This window comes from Pseudomonas citronellolis, assembly GCF_900112375.1.
In the GTDB taxonomy this organism is placed as follows: Bacteria; Pseudomonadota; Gammaproteobacteria; order Pseudomonadales; family Pseudomonadaceae; genus Pseudomonas; species Pseudomonas citronellolis.
Genome location: NZ_FOLS01000004.1, coordinates 162,247 through 183,987 on the forward strand (window position 1 = coordinate 162,247; position 21,741 = coordinate 183,987).

The following is a 21,741-nucleotide window of genomic DNA, read 5'->3' on the forward strand; positions in this document are numbered from 1 at the left end:
ATTAACATGCCATGTTAATGGACGTGTACTAGGCCAAAGTCCTGTCTTACGCCTTTCCCGGGGAGGCGCTACGCTTGCCCGAGGGCGCTGCGCAAACGCAAACGCTGCTGCATTTCTGCATACAGTCGCCACGGCGCCAGGCCGAGAAGGCCCATGCCTCGGGCCCCGCGTCCTGGCATGCAACCTGCCTGGGTAGACGACTGGCCCGCGCCACCGCGCCGGCCCCGTCATCCCCCATGGAGAATCCCAGATGGACCCGCTACGCCTGCTGCTCGACCGTGGCCTGCTGCTGGCCGACAGCATCGCCGCGGATGGCCGCTTCCTCGACGTCTCCGCCGAGCAGAGCGACCAGCTCGGCTACCCGCCCAGCGCGCTCCACGGCCAGAGCATGGAACAGGTCTACACCGCCGATTCGGTGCGCGCCCTGCAGCAGCTCTTCGCCAACCCGCCGGCCGACGAACGGGTGCAGGACCTGGAGCTGACGCTGATCCGCCACAACGGCGGCCTGCTGCCGGTGCTGGCCAGCGGCGTGCTGCAGTGGCGCGACGGCGAGCCGGCGCGCCTGCACCTGGTGAAAATGCCCCTGGGCGGCATCAGCCGGCGCCTGGGCGAGCTGCAGAACGCCAACGAAGTCATGAGCCAGATGCTCTACAGCGCCAAGGTGGCCTACTGGTGCATCGAGTTCGCCGAGCCGGTGGACGTGCGCCAGACGCCCGACGAGATCGTCCGCCAGGTGTTCGAGAATCGCTCCTACTGGCGCATGTGCAACCGCGCCATGGCGGCCATCTACGAGATGCCCGCCGACGTCGACTTCGGCCAGCAGCCGGTGCGCCTGTACTGGCCGCGCAGCCCGGCCAACGAGGAATTCGTGCGGCGGCTGATCGAGGCCGACTTCCACGTCGACGGCGCGCTCTCGGTGGACCGCCGCCACGACGGCTCGCCGGCCTACGTGGAGAACGACGTGCGCGCCAGCATCCACAACGGCCGCCTGCTGCGCATGTGGGGCAGCCTGCGCGACGTCAGCCAGGAGCTGCGCATGCAGCACGACGCCGAACAGCGCATCGAGGCCCTGCGCCGGGTGTTCGACGCGGTGCCCGACGCGGTGCTGGTGATCGACGAAGCCGCCCAGCCGCAATGGCGCAACGCCGCCTTCGAGCAGGTGTTCGGCATCACCCGCGCCGCCGGCGTGGCCGCCACCCTCGACCGCCTGCCGCTGCCCGAGCGCACCTGGCAGCGCCTGGAGCTGCCCGACCAGTACGGCCGCTACCGCGCCTTCGACAGCCACTGCTCGCGCATCCTGATCCGCGAGGACCAGGCCTGGCGCGTGGTGGTGCTGCGCCCGGACGGCGTCGAGCGCCGGCCGGCAGAGCTGCACCCATGAGCGGCGAGGGCTTCTTTGCGCCGATGCGCATGGGCATGCGCTCGTCGGTCAACGTCAGCGCCGAGATGCTCGCCGCGCTGCTGGAGGCGCCGGCGCTGCACGCCCTGCTCGACGGCTTCGGCGAGGCGCTGATCGTCTGCGACGGCGACTCCCGGGTGCGCTTCCTCAACCTGGCCGCCGAGCGCATCAACCGCGTGGCGCGCCAGGACGTGCTGGGCCTGAGCGACAGCGATTTCTACCAGCGCTCGGCGCTGCAGTTCGACGACTTCCTGCAGGCCGTGCGCCGCGGCGGCAAGAGCGCGCTGACGCGCTCGCGCGACGGCCGGCTGTTCCTCACCCGCCTGCAGAGCGTGCCCGCCGGCGCCTACGAGAAGCCCTACACGCTGCTGATCCAGCGCGAATACGAAGCGCGCGAAAGCGCCGGCCGCAACACTCCGGCCCCATCGCTGGCGGACGGCCCGGCGAGCCTGGGCGACCCGCAGGACAACGCGCTGCACATGTCGCCGCTGCTCTCGGACATCGCCGACATGGGCGTGCGCGCCTTCCGCCGCCGCGCCCGTCTGCTGCTGCTCGGCGAGCCGGGCGTGGGCAAGACCGCCATCGCCCGGCACATCCACCGCGCCGCCGGCTGGGGCGACCGGCCCTTCGTCGACGTGAACTGCGCGAGCATCCCCGAGACGCTGTTCGAGTCGGAGATGTTCGGCTACGAGCGCGGCGCCTTCACCGGCGCGCTGCAGCAAGGCAAGCGTGGCTACATCGAGAGCGCCGCCGGCGGCACGCTGTTCCTCGACGAGATCGGCGAGATCCCCCTGCAGGTGCAGGCCAAGCTGCTCAAGTTCCTCGACGACGGCACCATCCAGCCGGTGGGTTCGCCGCTGGCGAAGAAGGTCCAGGTGCAAGTGATCGCCGCCACCAACAAGGACCTCAAGGCACAGGTATCCGCCGGCCTGTTCCGCGCCGACCTCTATTACCGCCTGGCCGTGTTGCCGGTGGACATCCCGCCGCTGCGCGCCCACCGCGACGACCTGCCGGTGCTGATGGATATCCTCCTGGCGCGCATCAACCGCGACCGCCAGCCGCCCCTGCGGCTGTCCACGGCCTGCCGCCAGCGCCTGCTGGGCCATGACTTCCCGGGCAACATCCGCGAGCTGGTGAACATCTTCGAACGCCTGGCGGTGCTGGCCGACGACGTCGCCGAAGAACAGCACCTGCCGCCGGAGCTGCTGGGCCAGGCCGTGTCCGCCGGGGAGGAGGAACCGCTGCCCTTCGCCAGCGCCGACGAACCGCTCAAGGCACAGGTGCAGCGCTTCGAGCGCCAGGTGATCCTCCAGGCCGTGCGCCTGTGCGGCAGCAAGCGCAAGGCGGCGCAGCACCTGGGGATCGATGTCGGGACGTTGATTCGGAAGTTGCAGAGGGATTGAGCGGCAGGCTGCTCTTGTAGGAGCGAGCTTGCTCGCGAACAAACGCGGTGCCATGCGGTTCGCGAGCAAGCTCGCTCCTACGAGAAGCCGTGCTCACCTGCAACGTCGGGGCCCTGAATGCGAATGGCGTTTGCCGGGTGCATTGGCATTGCGCTGACCTCCGTTCCCTCTCCCTAACCCTCTCCCTGAAGGGAGAGGGGACCGTTGGGCAGAAACGGGTATTACGGAGTTAGCCGGCAGCTCTGATGGTTTCCGGCTAAAGCCATGTTCATCTCGGCACGGACTAGCCCCCTCTCCCTTCAGGGAGAGGGCTGGGGAGAGGGGCGGCCCCCAACCAACACACCACCCCCACAGGATAACCACCCCCACCAACGCTGCATTTCTGCCTATCCCCCCTTGTCATTTCTGCTTACATTCCCTCCCCTAAAAAACAACAATCTCTTCATTTTCAACAACTTAATTTCTTGGCACACCCTGTGCTCCACCTCCATCGACCCGTGATCGTGCACGGGTCCTCGAATCGCGCCAGGCATCCCCGACCGAGGTTGCCGGCAGTTCTGGAGGCACAACAACAATGCTCATCACAGGTATCAAGAGCAGGCCGGTCTACGACGACCTGCGCCCGCTCGCCGGCAGCAACCACATAGTCGCAGGCCAGGGCAGCGGCGGCAGCGCCATGCTCCGGCTACTGGCCGAAATGCCGCGTAGCGCGCCCATCCGCGTGCTCTATTCCACCGAATCCTTCTCCGGGCAGGACCACCTGGCCGCGCTGCGCGACCTCGCCGACATCGAGCTGAGCGTCTACCCGAGCAACCGCGCGCTGGTCGACGAGCTGCACGCCCTGCTCGGCCAGTCGCGCATGGGCACCCGCCTGTACCTGGCCGGCTCGGAAAGCTTCATCGGCACCGCCATGCAGGCGGCCGACGCGATCAACCTGAACCGGGACGAGGTGCTGCGCGAGCACTGCGGCTCCTTCGTGCGCCGCGTCTGGTGCGTGCACTGCGACGGCTACACCGAGAACGTCACCCAGCGCGTGTTCACCTGCCCGCACTGCGCCCGCACCCTGGTGGTCCGCGACCACTACTCCCGCCGCCTCGCCGCCTTCCAGGCGGTCAAGGCCGACGCCGAAGTCCCCGGCGAGCTGCCGGCAGCCGAGGAGCTCGACACATGAGCCAGTCCACTGGAACCCTCAATGTCCGCGTCGCCCGCATCGAGCAGGTGACCCCGGAGATCAAGCGCTTCACCCTGGTCCCGCGCGACGGCGGCCAGCTGACGCCCTTCTCCGGCGGCAGCAACGTGGTGGTGCTGATCCCCCACGACGGCGGCACCTACCGCAACGCCTACTCGCTGATGAGTTCGCCCTACGACGCCAGCGCCTACCAGATCGCCGTGCGCCGCGTGGAAGATGGCCGTGGCGGCTCCAGGCGCATGCACGATGCGGTGCAGGAAGGCGACGAGCTGGAAATCCTCCGCCCGGTGAACCTGTTCCCGCTGAGCAAGCATGCGCGCCTGCACCTGTTCATCGCCGGCGGCGTGGGCATCACCCCGGTGTGCTCGCAGCTGGCCGAGCTGCGCCTGCGCGGCACCCCGTTCGAAGTGCACCTGGCGGTGCGCGGCGCGGAACACGCGCGCCTCGGCGAGGAGCTGGCGCGCGAATACGGCGACGCCGTGCGCCTGTACCGCGACGACCGTGGCGAGCGCCTGAACATTTCCGCCGTGCTGGCCGACCGCCCGCTGGGCAGCGACGTGTACGTCTGCGGCCCCGAGGGCATGATCCAGGCCACCATAGACGTGGCCCACGCCCACGGCTGGACCGACAGCCACATCCACTACGAGCGCTTCCTCGAACAGGGCAGTTCCGGCGAGCCGTTCAAGGTCACCCTGGCGCGCAGCGGCGCGACCATCGAGGTGTCGCCCGACCAGAGCCTGCTGGAGGCCGCCGAGGCCGCCGGCCACGAGATTCCCTACCTGTGCCGCGGCGGCGCCTGCGGCATGTGCGAGACCAACGTCCTGGAGCTGGACGGCGAGATCCTCCACACCGACGACTGGCTGTCCGACGAGGACAAGGCCGCCAACAAGAAAATCATGCCCTGCGTGTCGCGCGCCAAGTGCTCGCGGCTGGTCATCGACTGCTGAGCCGGAGAACGACCATGACCATCCAATTCCGCCCCGACGAAACCTACCGCGACGACTACACCTACGCCAACAGCCCCGCGTGCATCGCCCGCGCGCCCTTCCCCTTCCCGGACGACGAGTACATGTACTCGATGAACCTGGAGCCCCACGTTTCCGTGGGTGACGGCGCCTTCCGCGCGGTGTTCGACATCGACGAGCACTACATCAGCGAATGCCGCGACCGCGCCATCACCCTGGAGAAGGACCCGGGCATGCACTACGTCTCGGCGCCGCACATGATGGAGGCGCAGTGGGACCTGCTGGAGCTGATCATGGAGTCCTACGCCAAGGACTACCCGGAGTACTTCGCCCTGGAGCGCGACGGCACCCGCTGGCACTGGACCAACAAGCTGCTGGGCATCGACGACACCTTCACCTTCGGCGACCCGGCGACCCTGCCCTATGAGCCGATGGAATACATCACCCGCCAGGCCCAGGGCGACTGGGTGCTGCAGGAGGAGCGCGACGGCACCCTGTACTGGGGCGCCGGCATCGCCACCCAGCGCGCCGACTACTCGCTGCGCTTCAACCTGGGCATGGCCTGGCACGAGTACCACGGCCCGGTGCCGCTGGTGAAGGAAACCGGCATGCTCGACCGCGCGCTGAAGTTCCTCCTGCGCCTGCGCAACGGCCACCCGGTGCGCCGCCTGAACTGGTCGCTGACGGTCAACCCGCGCCTGGACGTATCCGCCGAGAGCCTGCCGGACTGGGCCCCGGACCGCACCACGGTGACCGCCGAGAACGCCGGCGAGAAAGTCTACCTGCGCATCGAGTTGCAGCCGCTGCACCGCCTGCCGCGCAGCAACGCCATCGTGTTCCCGATCCGCACCTACCTGCTGAGCCTGCAGGACATCGCCAGCAACCCCGTCTGGGCCAGGCGCATGCACCGCGTGCTCAAGTCCCTCAACCAGGAACTGGTGGACTACAAGGGCTTCACCCGCTACCGCGACGCGGCGGTGGAGTGGCTCTCGCAGTACGACGACGGCAAATAAGCGCCGCGCTTTCCATAACGACAATGAGCCCGTAGAGGGCAGCGGCGGATGCGCAAGCTCCGCCGCGGACAATCCGCCACTGCCCATTACCCCCTGAGAGGAAACAACGATGAGTGGGTCCCCTGCCAAGCGTGCCGCTGGCGTAACCGATTCCGATGCCGAGCAGCTCGCCGCGCTCGGCTACAGCTCGAACTTCGAGCGCAGCATGAGCCTGTGGGAGAACTTCTCCCTGGGCTTCACCTACCTGTCGCCGGTCGTCGGCGTCTACACCCTGTTCGGCCTGTGCCTGGCCGCCGGCGGCCCGCCGATGTTCTGGTCGTACCTGCTGATCGGCCTCGGCCAGCTGCTGGTGTGCCTGGTGTTCGGCGAGGTGGTCTCGCAGTTCCCGATCTCCGGCGGCGTCTACCCCTGGGCGCGGCGCCTGGTCGGCAAGCGCTGGGCGTGGATGGTCGGCTGGGTGTACGCCTGGGCGCTGTGCGCCACCATCGCCGGCGTCTCGGTCGGCGCCGGGCCCTACCTGGCGGCGCTGCTGGGCTTCGCGCCGGACGCGAACGTCAGCATCTACATCGCCCTGGTGCTGATCCTGGTCTCCACCGGCCTCAACCTGGTGGGCACCAAGCTGCTGGCGCGGGTGGCCATGTTCGGCTTCCTCTGCGAGCTGGTCGGCGCCATCCTGGTCGGCGGCTACCTGCTGATCTTCGAGCGCCACCAGCCGTTCAGCGTGCTGTTCGACACCTTCGGCCTCGGCGCGGCGCAGGGTTCCTACCTGCCGGCGTTCCTCGCCGCCTCCCTGGCCGGGCTGTTCCAGTACTACGGCTTCGAGGCCTGCGGCGACGTCGCCGAGGAAACCCCCAACCCCGGCAAGCGCATCCCCAAGGCCATGCGCATGACCATCTACATCGGCGGCGCCGCCGCGATGTTCGCTTGCCTCGCGCTGATCCTCTCGGTGCCGGACATGCACAAGGTGCTCGCCGGGGAAGACACCGACCCGGTCGCCACCATCCTGGCCAACGCCTTCGGCCCGGTGGGTTCGCGCCTGGTGATGGCGGTGGTGCTGGTGTCCTTCGTGTCCTGCGTGCTCAGCCTGCAGGCCGCCGCCAGCCGCCTGCTGTTCGCCTACGCCCGTGACGAGATGATCGTCGGCAGCCGCGCGCTGCAGCGCCTGTCGGCCAACCACGTGCCGTCCGCCGCGCTGATCGTCAGCGGCGTGGTGCCGGCGGCGATCGTCTGCCTGGGCCTGTTCATGGCCGACGCCACCGCCACCATCGTCGGCTTCGCCGCCATCGGCATCTACGTCGCCTTCCAACTGATCGTGGTCGCCGCGCTGATCGCCCGTGCCAAGGGCTGGGTGCCCGGCGGCCAGTTCAGCCTGGGCCCCTGGGGCACCCTGGTGAACGTCGCCGCGCTGGTCTACGGCGCCGGCGCCATCGCCAACATGGTCTGGCCGCGCAGCCCCGACGCGCCCTGGTACATCAACTACTCGATGATCCTCACCACCGCCGTGGTGCTGGGCGCGGGCGTGCTCTACATGCTGCTGGCCAGGCCCTACGACAAGGGCACCGCGCCGGCCGGCGACGCCCACCGGATTTCCGGCCGCCAACGATCCGTGCGCGCGACTGGCGCGCTTGCCGAACCGGCTTGATCGCAACCCTGACGCAATTCGGGCCATACGCCTGAGGGGCGCGTCCGGCGCCACGCGGGGTCCCCTCCCCGCGCCGGCGCCAAGCGGTTTGCGAACGGGCCTGCCAGCCCCGCGCTTGGCAGGCCCGGTTTTTTTACTGGGTTCCCGCGTTCGCGGGAATGACACCTGGAAACACGACCCTCGATCCCGTCATTCCCGCGAACGCGGAAACCCAAAAAACCGCTCCGCTCAACGCGCAATCCACAACAGACACAGCGACAAGGTCACCAACGACCCCAAGGTCGACAGCAAGATGCTGCGCGACACCACCGGAGCCTCGCGCTTGTAGTACTCGGCGAGCATGTACGGCCCGGTGCCGGTCGGCAGCGCACTGAGCAGCAGCGCCGAATCCGCCCACAACGGCGGCAGGGCGAACACCTTGTAGGCCAGCACGCCGGTCAGCAGCGGCTGCCCCACCAGCTTGACCAGCACCAGCGGCCAGGCGCCGACCTGCGGGCCCTCCTGCTTCTGCGCCAGGAACAGGCCGAGGGAGATCAGCGCGCAAGGCGTGGTGGCCGCCGCCAGCAGGTCGAGGAAATGCACCACCGGCTCGGCCAGCCCCAGGCCACTGGCCGCCCACAGGCCACCGATGATCGGCGAGACCACCAGCGGGTTCTTCAGCAGCGCGCGGCTCACCACCAGCACCGCGCGGCCGACGTGCTTCTCGCTCTGCAGGCCGACCTCAATGCACACCACGGCGACCGCGAACAGCACGCAGACCACCAGCAGCGAGGCGATCAGCGCCGGCTCCAGGCCGTCCTGGCCGAACACCAGCAGGCACAGCGGGATGCCCATGTAGCCGGTGTTGGCATAGGAGGCGCTGAGCCCGTCGATGCTCGCCGCCGGCAGCTCGCGGCCCTGCCCCATACGCCAGGCCAGGGTGGCGACGAACACCAGCAGGCAGCCGGCGGTGAAGGCGGCGAGGAAGCCCGGCTGCCAGATTTCCGCCCAGGTGGAAGTAGCGGTGACCTTGAACAGCAGCGCCGGCAGGCACAGCCAGACCACCAGCTTGTTGATCTCCGACGCCGCGCCCTCGCCCAGGCGGTTGGTCCTGCGCGCCAGCCAGCCGGCCAGGATCAGCGCGAAGATGGGCAGGACGACGGCGATCACGGTGTGCATGGCAAGCTCGGCAAGGCGTTGTTATAGAAGGGCAGGCGAGCATAGGATTGCCGCATTGATACCGTCCAATGCTTGTTACAAGCCTGATCGATTCCGGAAACGCATCGATGATCGAACTGCGCCAGCTGCGCTACTTCCTCGCCCTCGCCGAACACCTGCACTTCGGCCGCGCCGCCGAGGCCCTGCACCTGACCCAGCCGCCGCTGAGCCGGCAGATAGCCGCGCTGGAAGCCGAGCTGGGCACCCCGCTGTTCGCCCGCCACTCGCGCTCGGTGGAGCTGACCGCCGCCGGCCGCGAGTTCCAGCAGCACTGCAAGAGCCTGCTCGCCGGCCTCGACCTGGCGGTGCGCTCGGCCCAGGCCAGCGCCCGCGGCGAACGCGGCGAACTGCGCCTGAGCTTCACCATGGTCGCCGCCTGGACGCTGCTGCCGACCCTGCTCAAGCGCTACAGCGACGCTTATCCACAGGTGAAGGTGGTGCTCAACGAAGTACTGCCGCGCGACCTCGGCCCGGCGCTGGAAGCCGGCGAGGCCGACGTCGCCCTGACCTTCCCGGCCCACGGGAACGGCCAGCTGCAGTACCGCACGCTATTGCGCGAGCCGCTGTGCGCGGTGCTGCCCAGCGCGCACCCGCTAGCTGCGAACGCCCAGGTGGGAGCGGGGAGCCTGGCGGAAGAATCGTTCATCAGCTTCCCCCACAGCACCGCGCCGGCGCTGCACGAAGCGGTGATGCAATGCTGCCGGGACAGTGGATTCGAACCACGCATCCAGCTGGAGCCGCACCTGCAGCAGACCATCGTCAACCTGGTGGCCGAGGGCCTGGGCGTGGCCCTGGTGCCGGACTCGATGCGCAAGATGCAGCTGCCCGGCGCCGCCTTCCGCAGCCTGGAAGGCTCGCCGCTGGTGGACTACGGCGTGGCCTGGAGCCCGCACAACGACAACCCGTGCCTGGCGGCCTTCCTGCGCTGCGCGGGGGTGCCAACACCCGACGACGGATAACCGCGAACGGTTCCAGGAAAGCACGGACGTAGGAGCGGACTCCGTCCGCGATGGCCGATCCACCGCACCAATCGCGGATAAATCCGCTCCTACGAAGAGCGTAGGGCGGATAACGCCCAGGGCGTTATCCGCCGCCCGCTCATTTCACCAACCGCGCATCCAGGCTGTTCTGCGCCAACCGCTGCGCCTGCTCCTTCGTCATCCCCAGGTGCTCGTACAACGCCTGGAAGTTCTCGCTCACATACCCCCCGAAGTAAGCCGGATCATCCGAGTTCACCGTCACCTTCACCCCGCGCTCCAGCATCGCCAGGATGTTGTGCTGGCCCATGTGCTCGAACACGCACAGCTTGGTGTTGGACAGCGGGCAGACGGTCAGCGGGATCTGCTCGTCGATGATGCGCTGCATCAGCCGCTCGTCCTCGATGGCGCGCACGCCGTGGTCGATGCGTTCGACCTTGAGCAGGTCCAGGGCTTCCCAGATGTATTCCGGCGGACCTTCCTCGCCGGCGTGGGCCACGGTCAGCAGGCCCTCGGCGCGGGCGCGGTCGAACACGCGCTGGAACTTGCTCGGCGGGTGGCCCACTTCGGAGCTGTCCAGGCCGACGGCGACGAAGGCGTCACGGAAGGGCATGGCCTGTTCCAGGGTCTTGAAGGCTTCTTCCTCGGACAGGTGACGCAGGAAGCTGAGGATCAGGCCGTGGCTGATGCCCAGTTGCTGCTCGCCGTCCTTGAGCGCGCCCTGGATGCCGCGCAGCACCACCTCGAAGGGGATGCCGCGGTCGGTGTGGGTCTGCGGGTCGAAGAAGGGTTCGACGTGGATGACGTTCTGCGCCTTGCACTTGAGCAGGTAGGCCCAGGTCAGGTCGTAGAAGTCCTGCTCGCTGCGCAGCACGTCGGCACCGGCGTAGTAGAGGTCGAGGAATTCCTGCAGGTTGTTGAAGGCGTAGGCCTTGCGCAGGGTCTCGACGTCGGCCCAGGGCAGCTTCACCCGGTTGCGTTCGGCCAGGGCGAACAGCAGTTCGGGCTCCAGGGTCCCTTCCAGGTGCAGGTGCAGTTCGGCCTTGGGCAGGGCGTTGAGCCATTCGTACATGGGTGGTTTCTCGTCATCGGGCTGAATCGATGCAAGTTTAACCCGGCCCGGCATGGCGGCCACCCCGGCGAGCCGGGGCGGCCGCCCGGCCATCAGAAGGCGAAGTGCGCCTCGTCCAACGCCATCAGGCAGCCGGCGCCGCCCAGCAGGGCCTCGCGGTGCATGCTGGCGCGCGGCAGGATGCGCCGCAGGTAGAAGTCGGCGCTGGCCAGCTTGGCGCGGTAGAAGTCGCCGTCGCCGCTGCCCGCGTCCAGCGCCGCCTGGGCGGTACCGGCGGCGCGCAGCCAGAGCCCGGCGAGCAGCACGTAGGCGCTGTATTGCAGGTAGTCCACCGACATGGCGCCGATCTCCTGCGGGTCGCGGCGGGTGGCGGCCAGCACGTCGGCGGTCAGCCCGCGCCATTCCTGGATGCGCTCGCGCACCACCGCGGCCATGGGTTCCAGCTCGGCGTGGGCGGCCAGCGCGGCGCAGGTTTCCGCCAGGTCGGCCTGCAGCGCGGCCATCTCGGCGCCGCCGTCGCCCAGCAGCTTGCGGCGGATCAGGTCCAGCGCCTGGATGCCGTTGGTGCCTTCGTAGATCTGCGTGATGCGGCTGTCGCGCATCAGCTGCTCCATGCCCCATTCACGGATGTAGCCGTGGCCGCCGTAGACCTGCACGCCAAGGCTGGCCACTTCCTGGCCCATGTCGGTGAAGAAGGACTTCACCAGCGGGATCAGCAGCGCTGCGCGCTTCGCCGCGGCCTTGCGGCCCTCGGCCTCGGGGTGGCCGTGCTCCAGGTCCAGCTCGCGGGCGCAGAGCGCGGCGAGCATGCGGCTGCCCTCGGTGAGGGTCTTCTGCGTCAGCAGCATGCGCCGCACGTCGGGGTGCACGATGATCGGGTCGGCGGCTTTCTGCGGCTGCGCGGGACCGGTCAGGGCGCGCGATTGCAGGCGCTCGCGGGCGTAGCTCAAGGCGCCCTGGAAGCTGCGCTCGGCGATGCCCAGGCCCTGCAGGCCGACCTGGAAGCGCGCGTCGTTCATCATGGTGAACATGCAGGCCAGGCCCTGGTTGGCCTCGCCCAGCAGCCAGCCGCTGGCGCCGTCGAAGTTCATCACGCAGGTGGAGGCGCCCTTGATGCCCATCTTGTGCTCGATGGCGCCGCAGCTCAGCGCGTTGCGCGCGCCGGGCGTGCCGTCCGGGTTGGCGATGAACTTGGGCACGAGGAACAGGCTGATGCCCTTCACCCCGGCCGGGGCGTCCGGCAGGCGCGCCAGCACCAGGTGGACGATGTTCTCCGACAGGTCCTGCTCGCCGCCGCTGATGAAAATCTTGCTGCCGCTGACCGCGTAGCTGCCGTCGGCCCGGGGCTCGGCGCGGGTGCGCAGCAGCGCCAGGTCGGTGCCGGCCTGGGGCTCGGTGAGGCACATGGTGCCGGTCCACACGCCGCTGACCATCTTCGCCAGGTAGTCGCGCTGCAGCTCGGCGCTGCCGTGCTTGTACAGCGCCAGCACGGCGCCCTCGGTGAGCCCGGAATAGACGCGGAACGACAGCGAGGCGGCCATCAGCATCTCGTGGAAGTTCGCCGCCACCAGCTGCGGGAAGCCCTGGCCGCCGAACTCGACCGGGCCGGTCATGCTCGCCCAGCCATTGTCGCAGTACTGTTTGTAGGCCTCGCGGAAGCCGTCGGGGGTGGTCACCGCGCCGTCGTGGAGGGTCGCGCCCTGCTCGTCGCTGTTGCGGTTCAGCGGCGCCACCACCTCGCCGGTGTAGCGCGCGCCCTCTTCCAGCACGCCGTCGATCAGTTCGCGGTCCAGGCCATTGCCCAGCAGCGCGCAGTGAGCGGTCGCATCGAAGAGTTCGTGGAGGACGAAGCGCATGTCGCGCAGGGGGGCCTGGTAGCTCATGCGTGGTGCTCCTTGTGGACGTCGGCGAAGCGCCCACCGCTGGCGGCCAGGCGCTCGATCAGCGCGGCCGGCTGCCAGTGCGCGCCGTGCCGCCCGGCGAGGTCGCGCAGGCGCGCGAGGATGCTCGGCAGGCCCTGGGCGTCGGCCCAGGCCATGGGCCCGCCCTTGTCGGCGGGGAAGCCGTAGCCGTTGAGGTAGACGGTGTCGATGTCGGCGCTGCGGCTGGCGATGCCTTCGTCGAGGATCTTCGCGCCTTCGTTGACCAGCGCCAGCAGGCAGCGTTCGAGGATTTCCTCCGGGCCGATGTCGCGGCGCGCGTAGCCCAGGCGCTCGGACTCGCGCAGCACCAGGGCGTCGACCTCGGGGTCGTGCTCGGCCTGGCGGCTGCCGGGTTCGTAGTGGTAGAAGCCGTTGCCGCTCTTCTGGCCGAAGCGGCCCATCTCGCACAGGCGGTTGTCCACCTGCACGGTGGGCGCGTCCTGGCCCTTGCCGGCCAGCTCGCGGGCGCGCCATTCGAGGTCGATGCCGACCACGTCGAACATGCGGAACGGGCCCATGGCGAAGCCGAAGCCCTGCAGCGCGGCGTCCACCTGGTAGGGCAGCGAGCCTTCGAGGATCAGCCGGCGCGACTCCTGCACGTACTTCTCCAGCATGCGGTTGCCGATGAAGCCGTGGCAGTTGCCGGCCACCACGCTGACCTTGCCCATGCGCCGGCCCAGCTCCAGGGCGGCTTCCAGCACGGCGGGCGCGGTTTTCGCGCCGCGCACGATCTCCAGCAGCTTCATGATGTGCGCCGGGCTGAAGAAGTGCAGGCCGAGCACCTGCGACGGGCGCTGGGTCACGGCGGCGATGGCGTCGACGTCGAGGTAGGAAGTATTGCTGGCGAGGATCGCCGCGGGCTTCAGCGCCGCGTCCAGCTCGCGGAAGATCGCCTGCTTGAGTTCCAGGTTCTCGTAGACCGCCTCGATCACCAGGTCCGCCTCGCGGATCGCGGCGTAGTTGTCCACAGGCGAGATGCGCGCCCGCCGGGCCGCCGCCTCCATCTCGTCGATCCGCCCCTGGCGCACGTTGTGGGCGTAGGTGTCGGCCACCGCGCCCTGGGCCTGCAGCAGCATCTGCGGATTGTTGTCCAGCCACTGCACCTGCACGCCGGCGTTGGCCAGGCACATGACGATGCCGCGGCCCATGGTGCCGGCGCCTATCACCGCGGCGCTGCGAATCGGGGGGATCTGGCTCATGGTCTTCCTCTTGTTATCAAACGGGCGTTCGAGCAAAAAAGTGACAGTCACCTTAGGGAAGATCGGATTATTTTTGAAATTTAGTCTTGTGATGCGCAGTATTTAGATGATGAATATAAATACCTTCGACCTGAACCTGCTGCGTGTCTTCGACGCCCTGTTGCGCGAGCGCAGCGTCTCCCGCGCCGCCGAGCGCCTGGCCCTGAGCCAGCCGGCGGTGAGCAACGCCCTGGGCCGCCTGCGCGAGCTGCTCGACGACCCGCTGCTGGTGCGCATCGGCCGCAGCATGCAGCCCACGCCGCGGGCGCTGGAGCTGGAGGCGCCGATCCGCGAGTCGCTGCAGCGCATCCTCCACAGCCTCAGCGGCACCGAGCGCTTCGAACCGGCGCGCAGCCGCCAGCGCTTCACCCTGGCGCTGACCGACTACGCCGAGCTGCTGTGCATGCCGGCGCTGCTGCAGCGCCTGGGCACGGAGGCGCCGGGCGTGGCCCTGGACGTGCGCCACCTGGCCCCGAGCCTGCCGGTGGAGGCGCTGGACAAGGGCCACCTGGACCTGGTGCTGGGCCGCTTCGAGGACATCCCGGCGCGCTTCGGCCGCCGCCTCTGGGCCAGCGAGACGCTGCGCCTGCTGGCGCGCCGCGGGCATCCGCGGGTGAACGGCCCGCTGGACCTCGACGGCTTCCTGAACGAGCGCCACCTGTGGGTGTCCGGCGGGCAGACCAAGGGCATGGTCGACCAGTGGCTGGCCAGCCAGGGCCTGAAGCGGCAGATCGCCTACGTCACCCCCAACTACCTGCAGGCCGCGCAACTGGTGGCCGGCACCGACCTGCTGACGGTGCTGCCGACGCGCCTGGCCGAATACTTCGCCAGGCTGCTGCCGCTGCAGGTGCTGGAGCTGCCCTTCGACGTCGGGCAGTTCCACCTGGAGCTGGTGTACCTGGCCCAGCGCGAGCGCGACCTGGCCTTGCAGTGGCTGGTAGGGCGGATGCTGGAGGCCGCGCCGAGGGCGTAGGGCCTGCGCCGAGATGCTTTTCGTAGGATGGGTTGAGCTTGCGAAACCCATGCGGTCACGGTGATGGGTATCGCTTCGCTCAACCCATCCTACGGGTGTGGCTCAGGGGGCAGGTCTGGCAGCAGTGCATGGGGGGAGTCCGCAACCCTCTCCCCAGCCCTCGGAAGTTTCATCGTAGAGCGCATAACGCCTATGGCGTTATCCGCCGAATCGCGGACGGAGTCCGCTCCTACGGTTACAGGGGAGCTCGGGCGTAGGAGCGGACTTTGTCCGCGATTGGATCACCGGCCACACCGGACGCCCCGGTGGCACGTACAGCCCAAGGGCGCGTTCATTGGCCATCGGCAAACCTCAGAACCGATCGCGAATCACCACCTCGTCCAGCGCCAGCTTGCCCACCCGCGGCTTGGGCGCCACGGCCTGCTTGCCGACGGCGACCATCAGGCCGATCACGTGGTTCTCCGGCAGGTTGATCAATTTGGCCACGGCGTCGAAATCGAAGCCGTCCATGGGGCACGAATCCAGGCCCTTGCCGCGGGCGGCGAGCATCAGCGTCTGGGCCATCAGGCCGCAGCTGCGCATGGTCTCGTCGCGCTGCACCTGGGGCTTGCCGCGGTAGTAGGCGTCGATGGCGCCGGCCATGTACTCCTGCACCTCCTGGGGCGCGCCTTCCCACACGCGGCGGGCGTTCTGCTCCCAGCTGTCGAGCTGGGCGCAGACCACCACCAGCATCGAGGCGTCGGTCACTTGGGCCTGGCCCCAGGCCACTTCGCGGATGTGCGCGCGCAGCTGCGCGTCGCTGACCTCGACCAGGCGCACGTGCTGCAGGTTGAAGGCCGAGGGCGCGAGCATGGCCAACTGCAGCAGCTCGTCCTTCTCCTCGCGGCTGAGGCTGAAGGCCAGGTCGTAGCCCTTGACCGCGCGGCGGCTGCGGATGGCTTCGTCGATATGCATGGGGACTCCTTTCGTTGACGGCGAAAAATGTCCGCCATGGTAAACCGCCCGGGCGCAGGCTTCAGGCGGTTTTCCCGATAGGAATCATCGAATCGCTACACCGCCTGCAACGAGGCCTCGTCGTCCTGCTGGGCGCGTGGCGAGGTGAAGGTCAGGTAGCCGTCCTCCACCTTGCCGTGGCGCAGCAGCGCCAGGTCCAGGGCGTAGTTCTGGTAGAGCTTCCAGGGCGTGCGGTCGCCCTGCTTGGGCATCTTGTCGGCGGCGCGCTGGATGTAGCCGGAGTTGAGGTTGAGGAAGGGTTCCTCCTTCACCTGCCCGGCGCCGGCGCGCGGCGTGCACTGGCGCATGCCGATGGCGTCCATGTGGTTGATCAGGCGGCAGAAGTACTCGCTGGAAAGGTCCGCCTTGAGCGTCCAGCTGGCGTTGGTGTAGCCGACCACCGCGGCCAGGTTGGGCAAATCGCGCAGCATGATGCCGCGGTAGCCCATGCTCTGGTTGACCTGGAACGGCTGGCCATCCACCGCCAGTTCCGCGCCGCCGAACATCACCAGGTCCAGGCCGGTGGCGGTGACGATGACGTCGGCCTCCAGCACCTGCCCGGACTTCAGGCGGATGCCCTTGTCGCAGAAGCCGTCGATGTGCTCGGTGACCACCGAGGCCTTGCCCTTGCGCAGCGCCTTGAACAGGTCGCCGTCGGGCACGCAGCACACGCGCTCGTCCCACGGCTTGTAGCGCGGGCTGAAGTGGCGCATGTCGAAGTCCTTGCCCAGTTGGTGCCTGGCCAGCCCCAGCAGGGCCTTGCGCGCCAGGTTGGGGAAGGTCTTGGCGAACAGGAAGAAGACCATCTGCATGGTCACGTTGCGCGCCCGCGCCTGGCGGTACACCCAGGTCTCGGGGAGGAAGCGGCGCAGGAAGTTCGATATCGGGTCCTTCTGCGGCAGGCTGATCACATAGGACGGCGAGCGCTGCAGCATGGTGACGTGGCGCGCCTTGTCGGTCAGCGAGGGCACCAGGGTCACGGCGGTGGCGCCGCTGCCGATGACCACCACGCTCTTGTCCGCGTAGTCGAAGCCTTCCGGCCACAGCTGCGGGTGGATGATCTGCCCGCGGAAACTGTCGCTGCCCTTGAATTCCGGGGTGTAGCCGGCCTCGTAGCGGTAGTAGCCGGTGCACATCAGCAGGAACTGCGCGCTCATGCGCACCGGTTCCGGCTCGTCGCCGCGCTGCACGGTCAGCTGCCAGCGCGCACTGTCGCTGTTCCAGTCGGCCTTGAGCACGCGGTGGCGGTAGCGGATCTTGCGGTCGATGCCGTTTTCCTGCGCGGTCTCCTCGATGTAGTGGCGGATCGAGGGGCCGTCGGCGATGGCCTTGGCGTCGGTCCAGGGCTTGAAGTTGTAGCCCAGGGTGTACATGTCCGAGTCGGAACGGATGCCCGGGTAGCGGAACAGGTCCCAGGTGCCGCCCATGGCCTCGCGGCCCTCGAGCAGGGCGAAGGTCTTGCCCGGGCAGTGCTTCATCAGGTGGTAGGCGGCGCCGATACCGGACAGGCCGGCGCCGACGATCAGGACATCCAGGTGCTCGACAGACATGGGGGCTCCTCGGCCGGTGGCGGGCAACGCCTTGCTGAGTCTAGGAGGAAATTCCTCCCCCGTACCCTACAAGGGCCGCCGCCGGCCGGCGCCCCACCCTAGGATGGGTGGAGCCGCCGCGGCGTTACCCTTGCGCCAGCTGCGCCGCCACCCAGGCGCGCACCTGGGCGTAGGGGTAGTCCTCCAGCGCCGCGTAGCCCGGCAGCGTGCGCGCCCGCAGGCGGGTGAAGGCCGGCACGCTGATGCCGCAGAGGAAGCGCGTCACGCAGTCGGCGCTGGGCGGCATGCCGCGGGCGCCCTGGTACTTGTCGAGGAAGGCGGCGCAACGGCTTTGCAGCGTCTGCCCGTCCAGTGGCGGCAGGGCCGGCGGCTCCGGCAGGTGGGCGACGCGGCCGGCGCAGACCGAGCAGTGCCCGCAGTGCTCCGGCGCCCGCTCGTCGCCGAAATAGCGGGCCAGGCGCCGGCTCAGGCACTGGTCGCTGGCGAACAGTTCCAGCATGGCGCCGATGCGCGCGATCTCACTGGCCTCGTGGCGCTTGAAGTAGGCGTACAGCTCGTCGCTGAGCGCATCCATGTCGAACCCCGCCTCGCGCACCGCGTAGACCTCGGTCATCTGCTTGCTTTCCAGCTCGATCCAGCCGCGCTCCTGGAAGTAGTCCAGGGCCTTCACCACCCGCGCGCGCTCGGCGCCGTGGCGCTGGTAGAGGGCGTCGAAATCGAGGGTCGACCAGGTGCGCGCCCGCGCCGAGGTGTCGAGGATGGCTTCGACGAACTGCCGCCGCTCGCCCTCGAAGTGGCCCAGCAGCGCCGCGGGCTCGACGAGGTTCTTGAAGCGGTATTCGGCGAAGTAGGCGAAGCGCGGGGCGATGATGCCGCGCAGCTCCAGCTGCACCAGCAGCGTCTTGAGCGGCAGTTGGCGGATGTTCGACTGGTCCGACAGCGCGGTCAGCATCAGCTCCCACTGGCCGTTGGGCGCCGCGGCGATTTCCGCCAGCACGCTGCGGATGCCCTCGCGCTCGGGGGTGTCGCCGTAGACGAAGTTCTCCAGCACGCTGAGGCTGTCGCGGTTGGCCAGCACCAGGCAGTCCGAGGGCTGGCCGTCGCGCCCGGCGCGGCCGATCTCCTGGCTGTAGTTCTCCACCGACTTGGGCAGGTCGAAGTGCACCACGTTGCGGATGTCGCTCTTGTCGATGCCCATGCCGAAGGCGATGGTCGCGACAATGCAGTTCAGCGCGCCGGCCATGAAGCGCTGCTGGATGGCCTCGCGCTCGGCGTGGTCCATCCCGGCGTGGTAGGCGCGCGCCGGGATGCCGCGCTCGGAAAGGTGCGCGGCGATGTCCTCGGCGGTCTTCTGCTGGGTCACGTAGACGATGCTCGGCTGCCCGGCCCGCGCGCCCAGCCATTCCACCAGGCGCGCACGCTTGGCGGCGCTGGCCACCGGCTCCACCTGCAGGTCGAGGTTGGCGCGGTAGAAGCCGGTGGTGACCACGTCGGCCTCGGCGATGGCGAACTTGGCGCGCATGTCGGCGATCACCGCCGGCGTCGCGGTGGCGGTCAGCAGCAGCACCTGGGGGATGCGGAACTGCTTCTGGTAGGCCGGCAGCTTCAGGTAGTCGGGGCGGAAGTTGTGGCCCCACTCGGAGATGCAGTGGGCCTCGTCGACCACCAGCAGCGAGATCGGCACTTCGCCGATGAAGTTGCGGAAGCGTTCGTTCTTCAGGCGCTCCACGGAAATCATCAGCACCTTCAGCTCGCCGCTGCGGGCGCGGGCCATGGTCTGCGCCACCTGTTCGCGGCTCTGCGCCGAGTCGATGCTGGCGGCGGCGATGCCGTGGCGGGCGAGGAAGGCCAGTTGGTCCTGCATCAGCGCGATCAGCGGCGACACCACCAGGGTCAGGTGCGGCAGCAGCAGCGCCGGCAACTGGTAGCACAGCGACTTGCCCGAGCCGGTGGGGAAGATCGCCGCCGCCGAGCGCCCGCCCAGCACGGCGCTGACCGCCGCCTCCTGGCCAGGGCGGAACTGGCGGAAACCGAAGACGCGTTCGAGGGTGTCGTGCATGCGGGTATCTCCCTTACCGGTCATGGGTGGAAACGCCATGCTAGGGGTAGCCATTGTAGGAGCGAGCTTGCTCGCGAACGACCCGATTCCGGTTCAGAGGAAAGTACGCTCCTAAGGTAGCCCCGTAGGAGTACTGTCTTACCGGCTGCGCCGAGGTGCTTTTCGTAGGATGGGTTGAGCTTGCGAAACCCATGCGGTCGTGGCGATGGGTATCGCTTCGCTCAACCCATCCTACGAGGGAGGAATACCGTGCTCCCCGGCAACCTGTAGGAGCGGGCCCTGCCCGCGATTCGCGCGCAGGGCGCGCTCCTACAGGGGAATGGCGTGGGTGGGGCGGCGTAGGAGCGGATCTTATCCGCGAAGCGCGCCAATACGCCCGGCTATCGCGGACAAGCTCCTACAGGGGTCGGCCAATGAAAAAGCCGCCCGGAGGCGGCTCTTTCGGCGAACGGGCGCGCTTACAGCTGCGGGCCGGCGTTCTTGATGGCTTCGCTCACTTCGAACTTCTTGAAGTTCTCGATGAACTTGCCGGCCAGGCCCTTGGCGGCTTCGTCGTAGGCGGCCTGGTCAGCCCAGGTGTTGCGCGGGTTGAGCAGGTTGGTCTCGACGCCCGGGACGGCCTTGGGCACGTCCAGGTTGATGATGTCCAGGTGCTCGGTCTCGGCGCCGACCAGAGCGCCGCTCTGAATGGCGGCGATCACGCCACGGGTGGTCGGGATGTTGAAGCGCTTGCCGACGCCGTAGCCACCGCCGGTCCAGCCGGTGTTGACCAGGTAGACCTTGGAGCCGAAGGCCTTGATGCGCTTGATCAGCAGCTCGGCGTAGACGCCGGCCGGGCGCGGGAAGAAGGGCGCGCCGAAGCAGGTGGAGAAGGTCGACTTGATGCCGCCGCCCGAACCCATCTCGGTGGAACCGACCAGCGCGGTGTAGCCGGAGAGGAAGTGGTAGGCCGCCTGCTCGTTGTTCAGGATCGACACCGGCGGCAGTACGCCGGTCAGGTCGCAGGTCAGGAAGATCACCGCGTTGGGCTCGCCGCCCAGGTTGGCTTCCGAACGCTTCTCGACGTGCTCCAGCGGGTAGGCCGCGCGGGAGTTCTGGGTCAGGCGGTCGTCGGCGTAGTCCGGGGTGCGCTCGTCATCGAGAACCACGTTCTCCAGCACGGCGCCGAACTTGATGGCCTTCCAGATGACCGGCTCGTTCTTCTCGGACAGGTCGATGCACTTGGCGTAGCAGCCGCCTTCGATGTTGAAGACCACGCCTTCGCCCCAGCCGTGCTCGTCGTCACCGATCAGGTAACGGCTCTCGTCGGCCGACAGGGTGGTCTTGCCGGTGCCGGACAGGCCGAAGAACAGGGTCACGTCGCCCGCTTCGCCGATGTTGGCGGCGCAGTGCATCGGCAGCACGTCCTTTTCCGGCAGCAGGTAGTTCTGCACGGAGAACATGGCCTTCTTCATTTCACCGGCGTAGCGCATGCCGGCGATCAGCACTTTCTTCTGGGCGAAGTTGAGGATGACGCAGCCGTCGGAGTTGGTGCCGTCACGCTCGGGCACGCACTCGAAGTTGGCCACGTTCAGCACCTGCCACTCGTCGCGGCCGGCCGGGTTGTAGGTTTCCGGGTTGATGAACAGCTGACGGCCGAACAGGTTCTGCCAGGCGGTGGCGGTGGTCATCTTGACCGGCAGGTAGTGATCGGCGGCCGAACCTACATGCACGTGGGAAACGAAGTGGTCCTGGGCGCCGTTGAAGGCCTGGACGCGCTCCCAGAGGGCGTCGAACTTGTCGGCCGGGAACGGGCGGTTGATCGCGCCCCAGGCGATGGAGTCCTTGCTGCCGGGCTCTTCGACGATGAAGCGGTCGGCAGGCGAGCGGCCGGTGCGGTGGCCGGTTTCCACCACCAGCGAGCCGTTGTCGGCCAGGCGACCTTCGCCGCGGCGAATGGCTTCCTCGACCAGTTGGGCAACGCTGATATCGGTGTACACGGCTTTGTTGGCTTGCGTCATGTGGGTCCCCATCGGCCGGAGCCGAGTCCTCCAAACATTGCGTAGTGACTTCTAATTTCCACTACAGCGGAAAAAAGTCGCGGGATTATGCCAGAAAAGAACGGTTCTCGTGCAGCCTCTGATCCGGCGAGGGCGTCAATGGTTCGGCT

At 68.3% G+C, this 21,741-nt stretch carries 16 protein-coding genes; 8 read left to right on the forward strand and 8 right to left on the reverse strand.

The features are described 5' to 3' along the window. The first annotated feature begins 250 nt into the window (after positions 1 to 250). From BM060_RS05810 to BM060_RS05835, 6 genes are all read left to right on the forward strand, one after another. Positions 251 to 1,381 carry a PAS domain-containing protein gene (locus tag BM060_RS05810; RefSeq protein ID WP_074978106.1) on the forward strand — a complete coding sequence of 377 codons (1,131 nt, stop codon included), beginning with the start codon at positions 251 to 253 and terminating at the stop codon, positions 1,379 to 1,381. Continuing rightward, complete coding sequence (locus BM060_RS05815; protein WP_074978109.1) at positions 1,378 to 2,802, forward strand: sigma-54 interaction domain-containing protein; 1,425 nt, start codon at positions 1,378 to 1,380, stop codon at positions 2,800 to 2,802. The genes BM060_RS05810 and BM060_RS05815 overlap by 4 nt, the downstream gene beginning before the upstream one ends. 574 nt (positions 2,803 to 3,376) lie before the next feature. Further along, a complete protein-coding gene (locus BM060_RS05820) occupies positions 3,377 to 3,973 on the forward strand; it encodes a dimethylamine monooxygenase subunit DmmA family protein (RefSeq protein ID WP_074978111.1) in 597 nt (198 codons plus the stop codon). After that, on the forward strand, positions 3,970 to 4,938 hold the full coding sequence (locus BM060_RS05825; protein WP_074978113.1) for a PDR/VanB family oxidoreductase: 969 nt from the start codon (positions 3,970 to 3,972) through the stop codon (positions 4,936 to 4,938). The genes BM060_RS05820 and BM060_RS05825 overlap by 4 nt, the downstream gene beginning before the upstream one ends. Positions 4,939 to 4,952: 14 nt before the next feature. Then, entirely contained in the window at positions 4,953 to 5,969 is a 1,017-nt protein-coding gene (locus tag BM060_RS05830) for a heme-dependent oxidative N-demethylase family protein (protein ID WP_074978116.1), read from the forward strand. A gap of 109 nt (positions 5,970 to 6,078) precedes the next feature. Beyond that, entirely contained in the window at positions 6,079 to 7,611 is a 1,533-nt protein-coding gene (locus tag BM060_RS05835; RefSeq protein ID WP_074978118.1) for an APC family permease, read from the forward strand. A 228-nt stretch (positions 7,612 to 7,839) separates the two neighbouring features. Here the strand turns inward: BM060_RS05835 and BM060_RS05840 are convergent, their stop codons facing one another. Further along, positions 7,840 to 8,769, reverse strand: coding sequence for an AEC family transporter (locus BM060_RS05840; protein WP_074978121.1), 930 nt, complete (start codon positions 8,767 to 8,769; stop codon positions 7,840 to 7,842). A gap of 107 nt (positions 8,770 to 8,876) precedes the next feature. Here BM060_RS05840 and BM060_RS05845 point away from each other — a divergent pair, with 107 nt between their 5' ends. Continuing rightward, the gene (locus BM060_RS05845) at positions 8,877 to 9,767 is read left to right on the forward strand and encodes a LysR substrate-binding domain-containing protein (RefSeq protein WP_074978124.1); all 891 of its coding nucleotides are present in this window, start codon (positions 8,877 to 8,879) and stop codon (positions 9,765 to 9,767) included. Positions 9,768 to 9,906: 139 nt separating this feature from the next. On the opposite strand, the gene BM060_RS05850 is transcribed toward BM060_RS05845, so the two are convergent. The 3 genes from BM060_RS05850 to BM060_RS05860 all read right to left on the reverse strand — a co-directional run bounded on the left by BM060_RS05850 (position 9,907) and on the right by BM060_RS05860 (position 13,978). Further along, positions 9,907 to 10,857, reverse strand: coding sequence for an adenosine deaminase (locus BM060_RS05850; protein ID WP_074978127.1), 951 nt, complete (start codon positions 10,855 to 10,857; stop codon positions 9,907 to 9,909). A 92-nt stretch (positions 10,858 to 10,949) separates the two neighbouring features. Beyond that, a complete protein-coding gene (locus tag BM060_RS05855) occupies positions 10,950 to 12,740 on the reverse strand; it encodes an acyl-CoA dehydrogenase C-terminal domain-containing protein (protein WP_074978129.1) in 1,791 nt (596 codons plus the stop codon). Then, positions 12,737 to 13,978, reverse strand: coding sequence for a 3-hydroxyacyl-CoA dehydrogenase (locus BM060_RS05860; RefSeq protein ID WP_074978131.1), 1,242 nt, complete (start codon positions 13,976 to 13,978; stop codon positions 12,737 to 12,739). The genes BM060_RS05855 and BM060_RS05860 overlap by 4 nt, the downstream gene beginning before the upstream one ends. A gap of 109 nt (positions 13,979 to 14,087) precedes the next feature. On the opposite strand from BM060_RS05860, the gene BM060_RS05865 reads away from it, so the two are divergent. Then, a complete protein-coding gene (locus BM060_RS05865; RefSeq protein WP_074978294.1) occupies positions 14,088 to 14,990 on the forward strand; it encodes a LysR family transcriptional regulator in 903 nt (300 codons plus the stop codon). A 351-nt stretch (positions 14,991 to 15,341) separates the two neighbouring features. Here the strand turns inward: BM060_RS05865 and BM060_RS05870 are convergent, their stop codons facing one another. From BM060_RS05870 to BM060_RS05885, 4 genes are all read right to left on the reverse strand, one after another. After that, complete coding sequence (locus tag BM060_RS05870) at positions 15,342 to 15,944, reverse strand: nitroreductase family protein (RefSeq protein ID WP_074978133.1); 603 nt, start codon at positions 15,942 to 15,944, stop codon at positions 15,342 to 15,344. Between the two features lie 95 nt (positions 15,945 to 16,039). Next, positions 16,040 to 17,533 (reverse strand): flavin-containing monooxygenase, encoded by a 1,494-nt coding sequence (locus BM060_RS05875; RefSeq protein ID WP_074978136.1) that lies wholly within the window; start codon positions 17,531 to 17,533, stop codon positions 16,040 to 16,042. 124 nt (positions 17,534 to 17,657) lie between these two features. Next, the gene (locus tag BM060_RS05880) at positions 17,658 to 19,592 is read right to left on the reverse strand and encodes a RecQ family ATP-dependent DNA helicase (RefSeq protein WP_074978139.1); all 1,935 of its coding nucleotides are present in this window, start codon (positions 19,590 to 19,592) and stop codon (positions 17,658 to 17,660) included. Between the two features lie 458 nt (positions 19,593 to 20,050). Then, entirely contained in the window at positions 20,051 to 21,592 is a 1,542-nt protein-coding gene (locus BM060_RS05885) for a phosphoenolpyruvate carboxykinase (protein WP_074978142.1), read from the reverse strand. Positions 21,593 to 21,741: the final 149 nt, after the last annotated feature.

What these genes read in the sequence shown, in the direction of transcription:
- BM060_RS05815 (WP_074978109.1), top strand. Translation starts at nt 1,378, where the DNA reads ATGAGCGGCGAGGGCTTCTTTGCGCCGATGCGCATGGGCATGCGCTCG.
- BM060_RS05885 (WP_074978142.1), bottom strand. Translation starts at nt 21,592, where the DNA reads ATGACGCAAGCCAACAAAGCCGTGTACACCGATATCAGCGTTGCCCAA.
- BM060_RS05845 (WP_074978124.1), top strand. Translation starts at nt 8,877, where the DNA reads ATGATCGAACTGCGCCAGCTGCGCTACTTCCTCGCCCTCGCCGAACAC.
- BM060_RS05840 (WP_074978121.1), bottom strand. Translation starts at nt 8,769, where the DNA reads ATGCACACCGTGATCGCCGTCGTCCTGCCCATCTTCGCGCTGATCCTG.
- BM060_RS05870 (WP_074978133.1), bottom strand. Translation starts at nt 15,944, where the DNA reads ATGCATATCGACGAAGCCATCCGCAGCCGCCGCGCGGTCAAGGGCTAC.
- BM060_RS05855 (WP_074978129.1), bottom strand. Translation starts at nt 12,740, where the DNA reads ATGAGCTACCAGGCCCCCCTGCGCGACATGCGCTTCGTCCTCCACGAA.
- BM060_RS05865 (WP_074978294.1), top strand. Translation starts at nt 14,088, where the DNA reads ATGAATATAAATACCTTCGACCTGAACCTGCTGCGTGTCTTCGACGCC.
- BM060_RS05835 (WP_074978118.1), top strand. Translation starts at nt 6,079, where the DNA reads ATGAGTGGGTCCCCTGCCAAGCGTGCCGCTGGCGTAACCGATTCCGAT.
- BM060_RS05860 (WP_074978131.1), bottom strand. Translation starts at nt 13,978, where the DNA reads ATGAGCCAGATCCCCCCGATTCGCAGCGCCGCGGTGATAGGCGCCGGC.
- BM060_RS05830 (WP_074978116.1), top strand. Translation starts at nt 4,953, where the DNA reads ATGACCATCCAATTCCGCCCCGACGAAACCTACCGCGACGACTACACC.
- BM060_RS05820 (WP_074978111.1), top strand. Translation starts at nt 3,377, where the DNA reads ATGCTCATCACAGGTATCAAGAGCAGGCCGGTCTACGACGACCTGCGC.
- BM060_RS05810 (WP_074978106.1), top strand. Translation starts at nt 251, where the DNA reads ATGGACCCGCTACGCCTGCTGCTCGACCGTGGCCTGCTGCTGGCCGAC.
- BM060_RS05825 (WP_074978113.1), top strand. Translation starts at nt 3,970, where the DNA reads ATGAGCCAGTCCACTGGAACCCTCAATGTCCGCGTCGCCCGCATCGAG.
- BM060_RS05880 (WP_074978139.1), bottom strand. Translation starts at nt 19,592, where the DNA reads ATGCACGACACCCTCGAACGCGTCTTCGGTTTCCGCCAGTTCCGCCCT.
- BM060_RS05850 (WP_074978127.1), bottom strand. Translation starts at nt 10,857, where the DNA reads ATGTACGAATGGCTCAACGCCCTGCCCAAGGCCGAACTGCACCTGCAC.
- BM060_RS05875 (WP_074978136.1), bottom strand. Translation starts at nt 17,533, where the DNA reads ATGTCTGTCGAGCACCTGGATGTCCTGATCGTCGGCGCCGGCCTGTCC.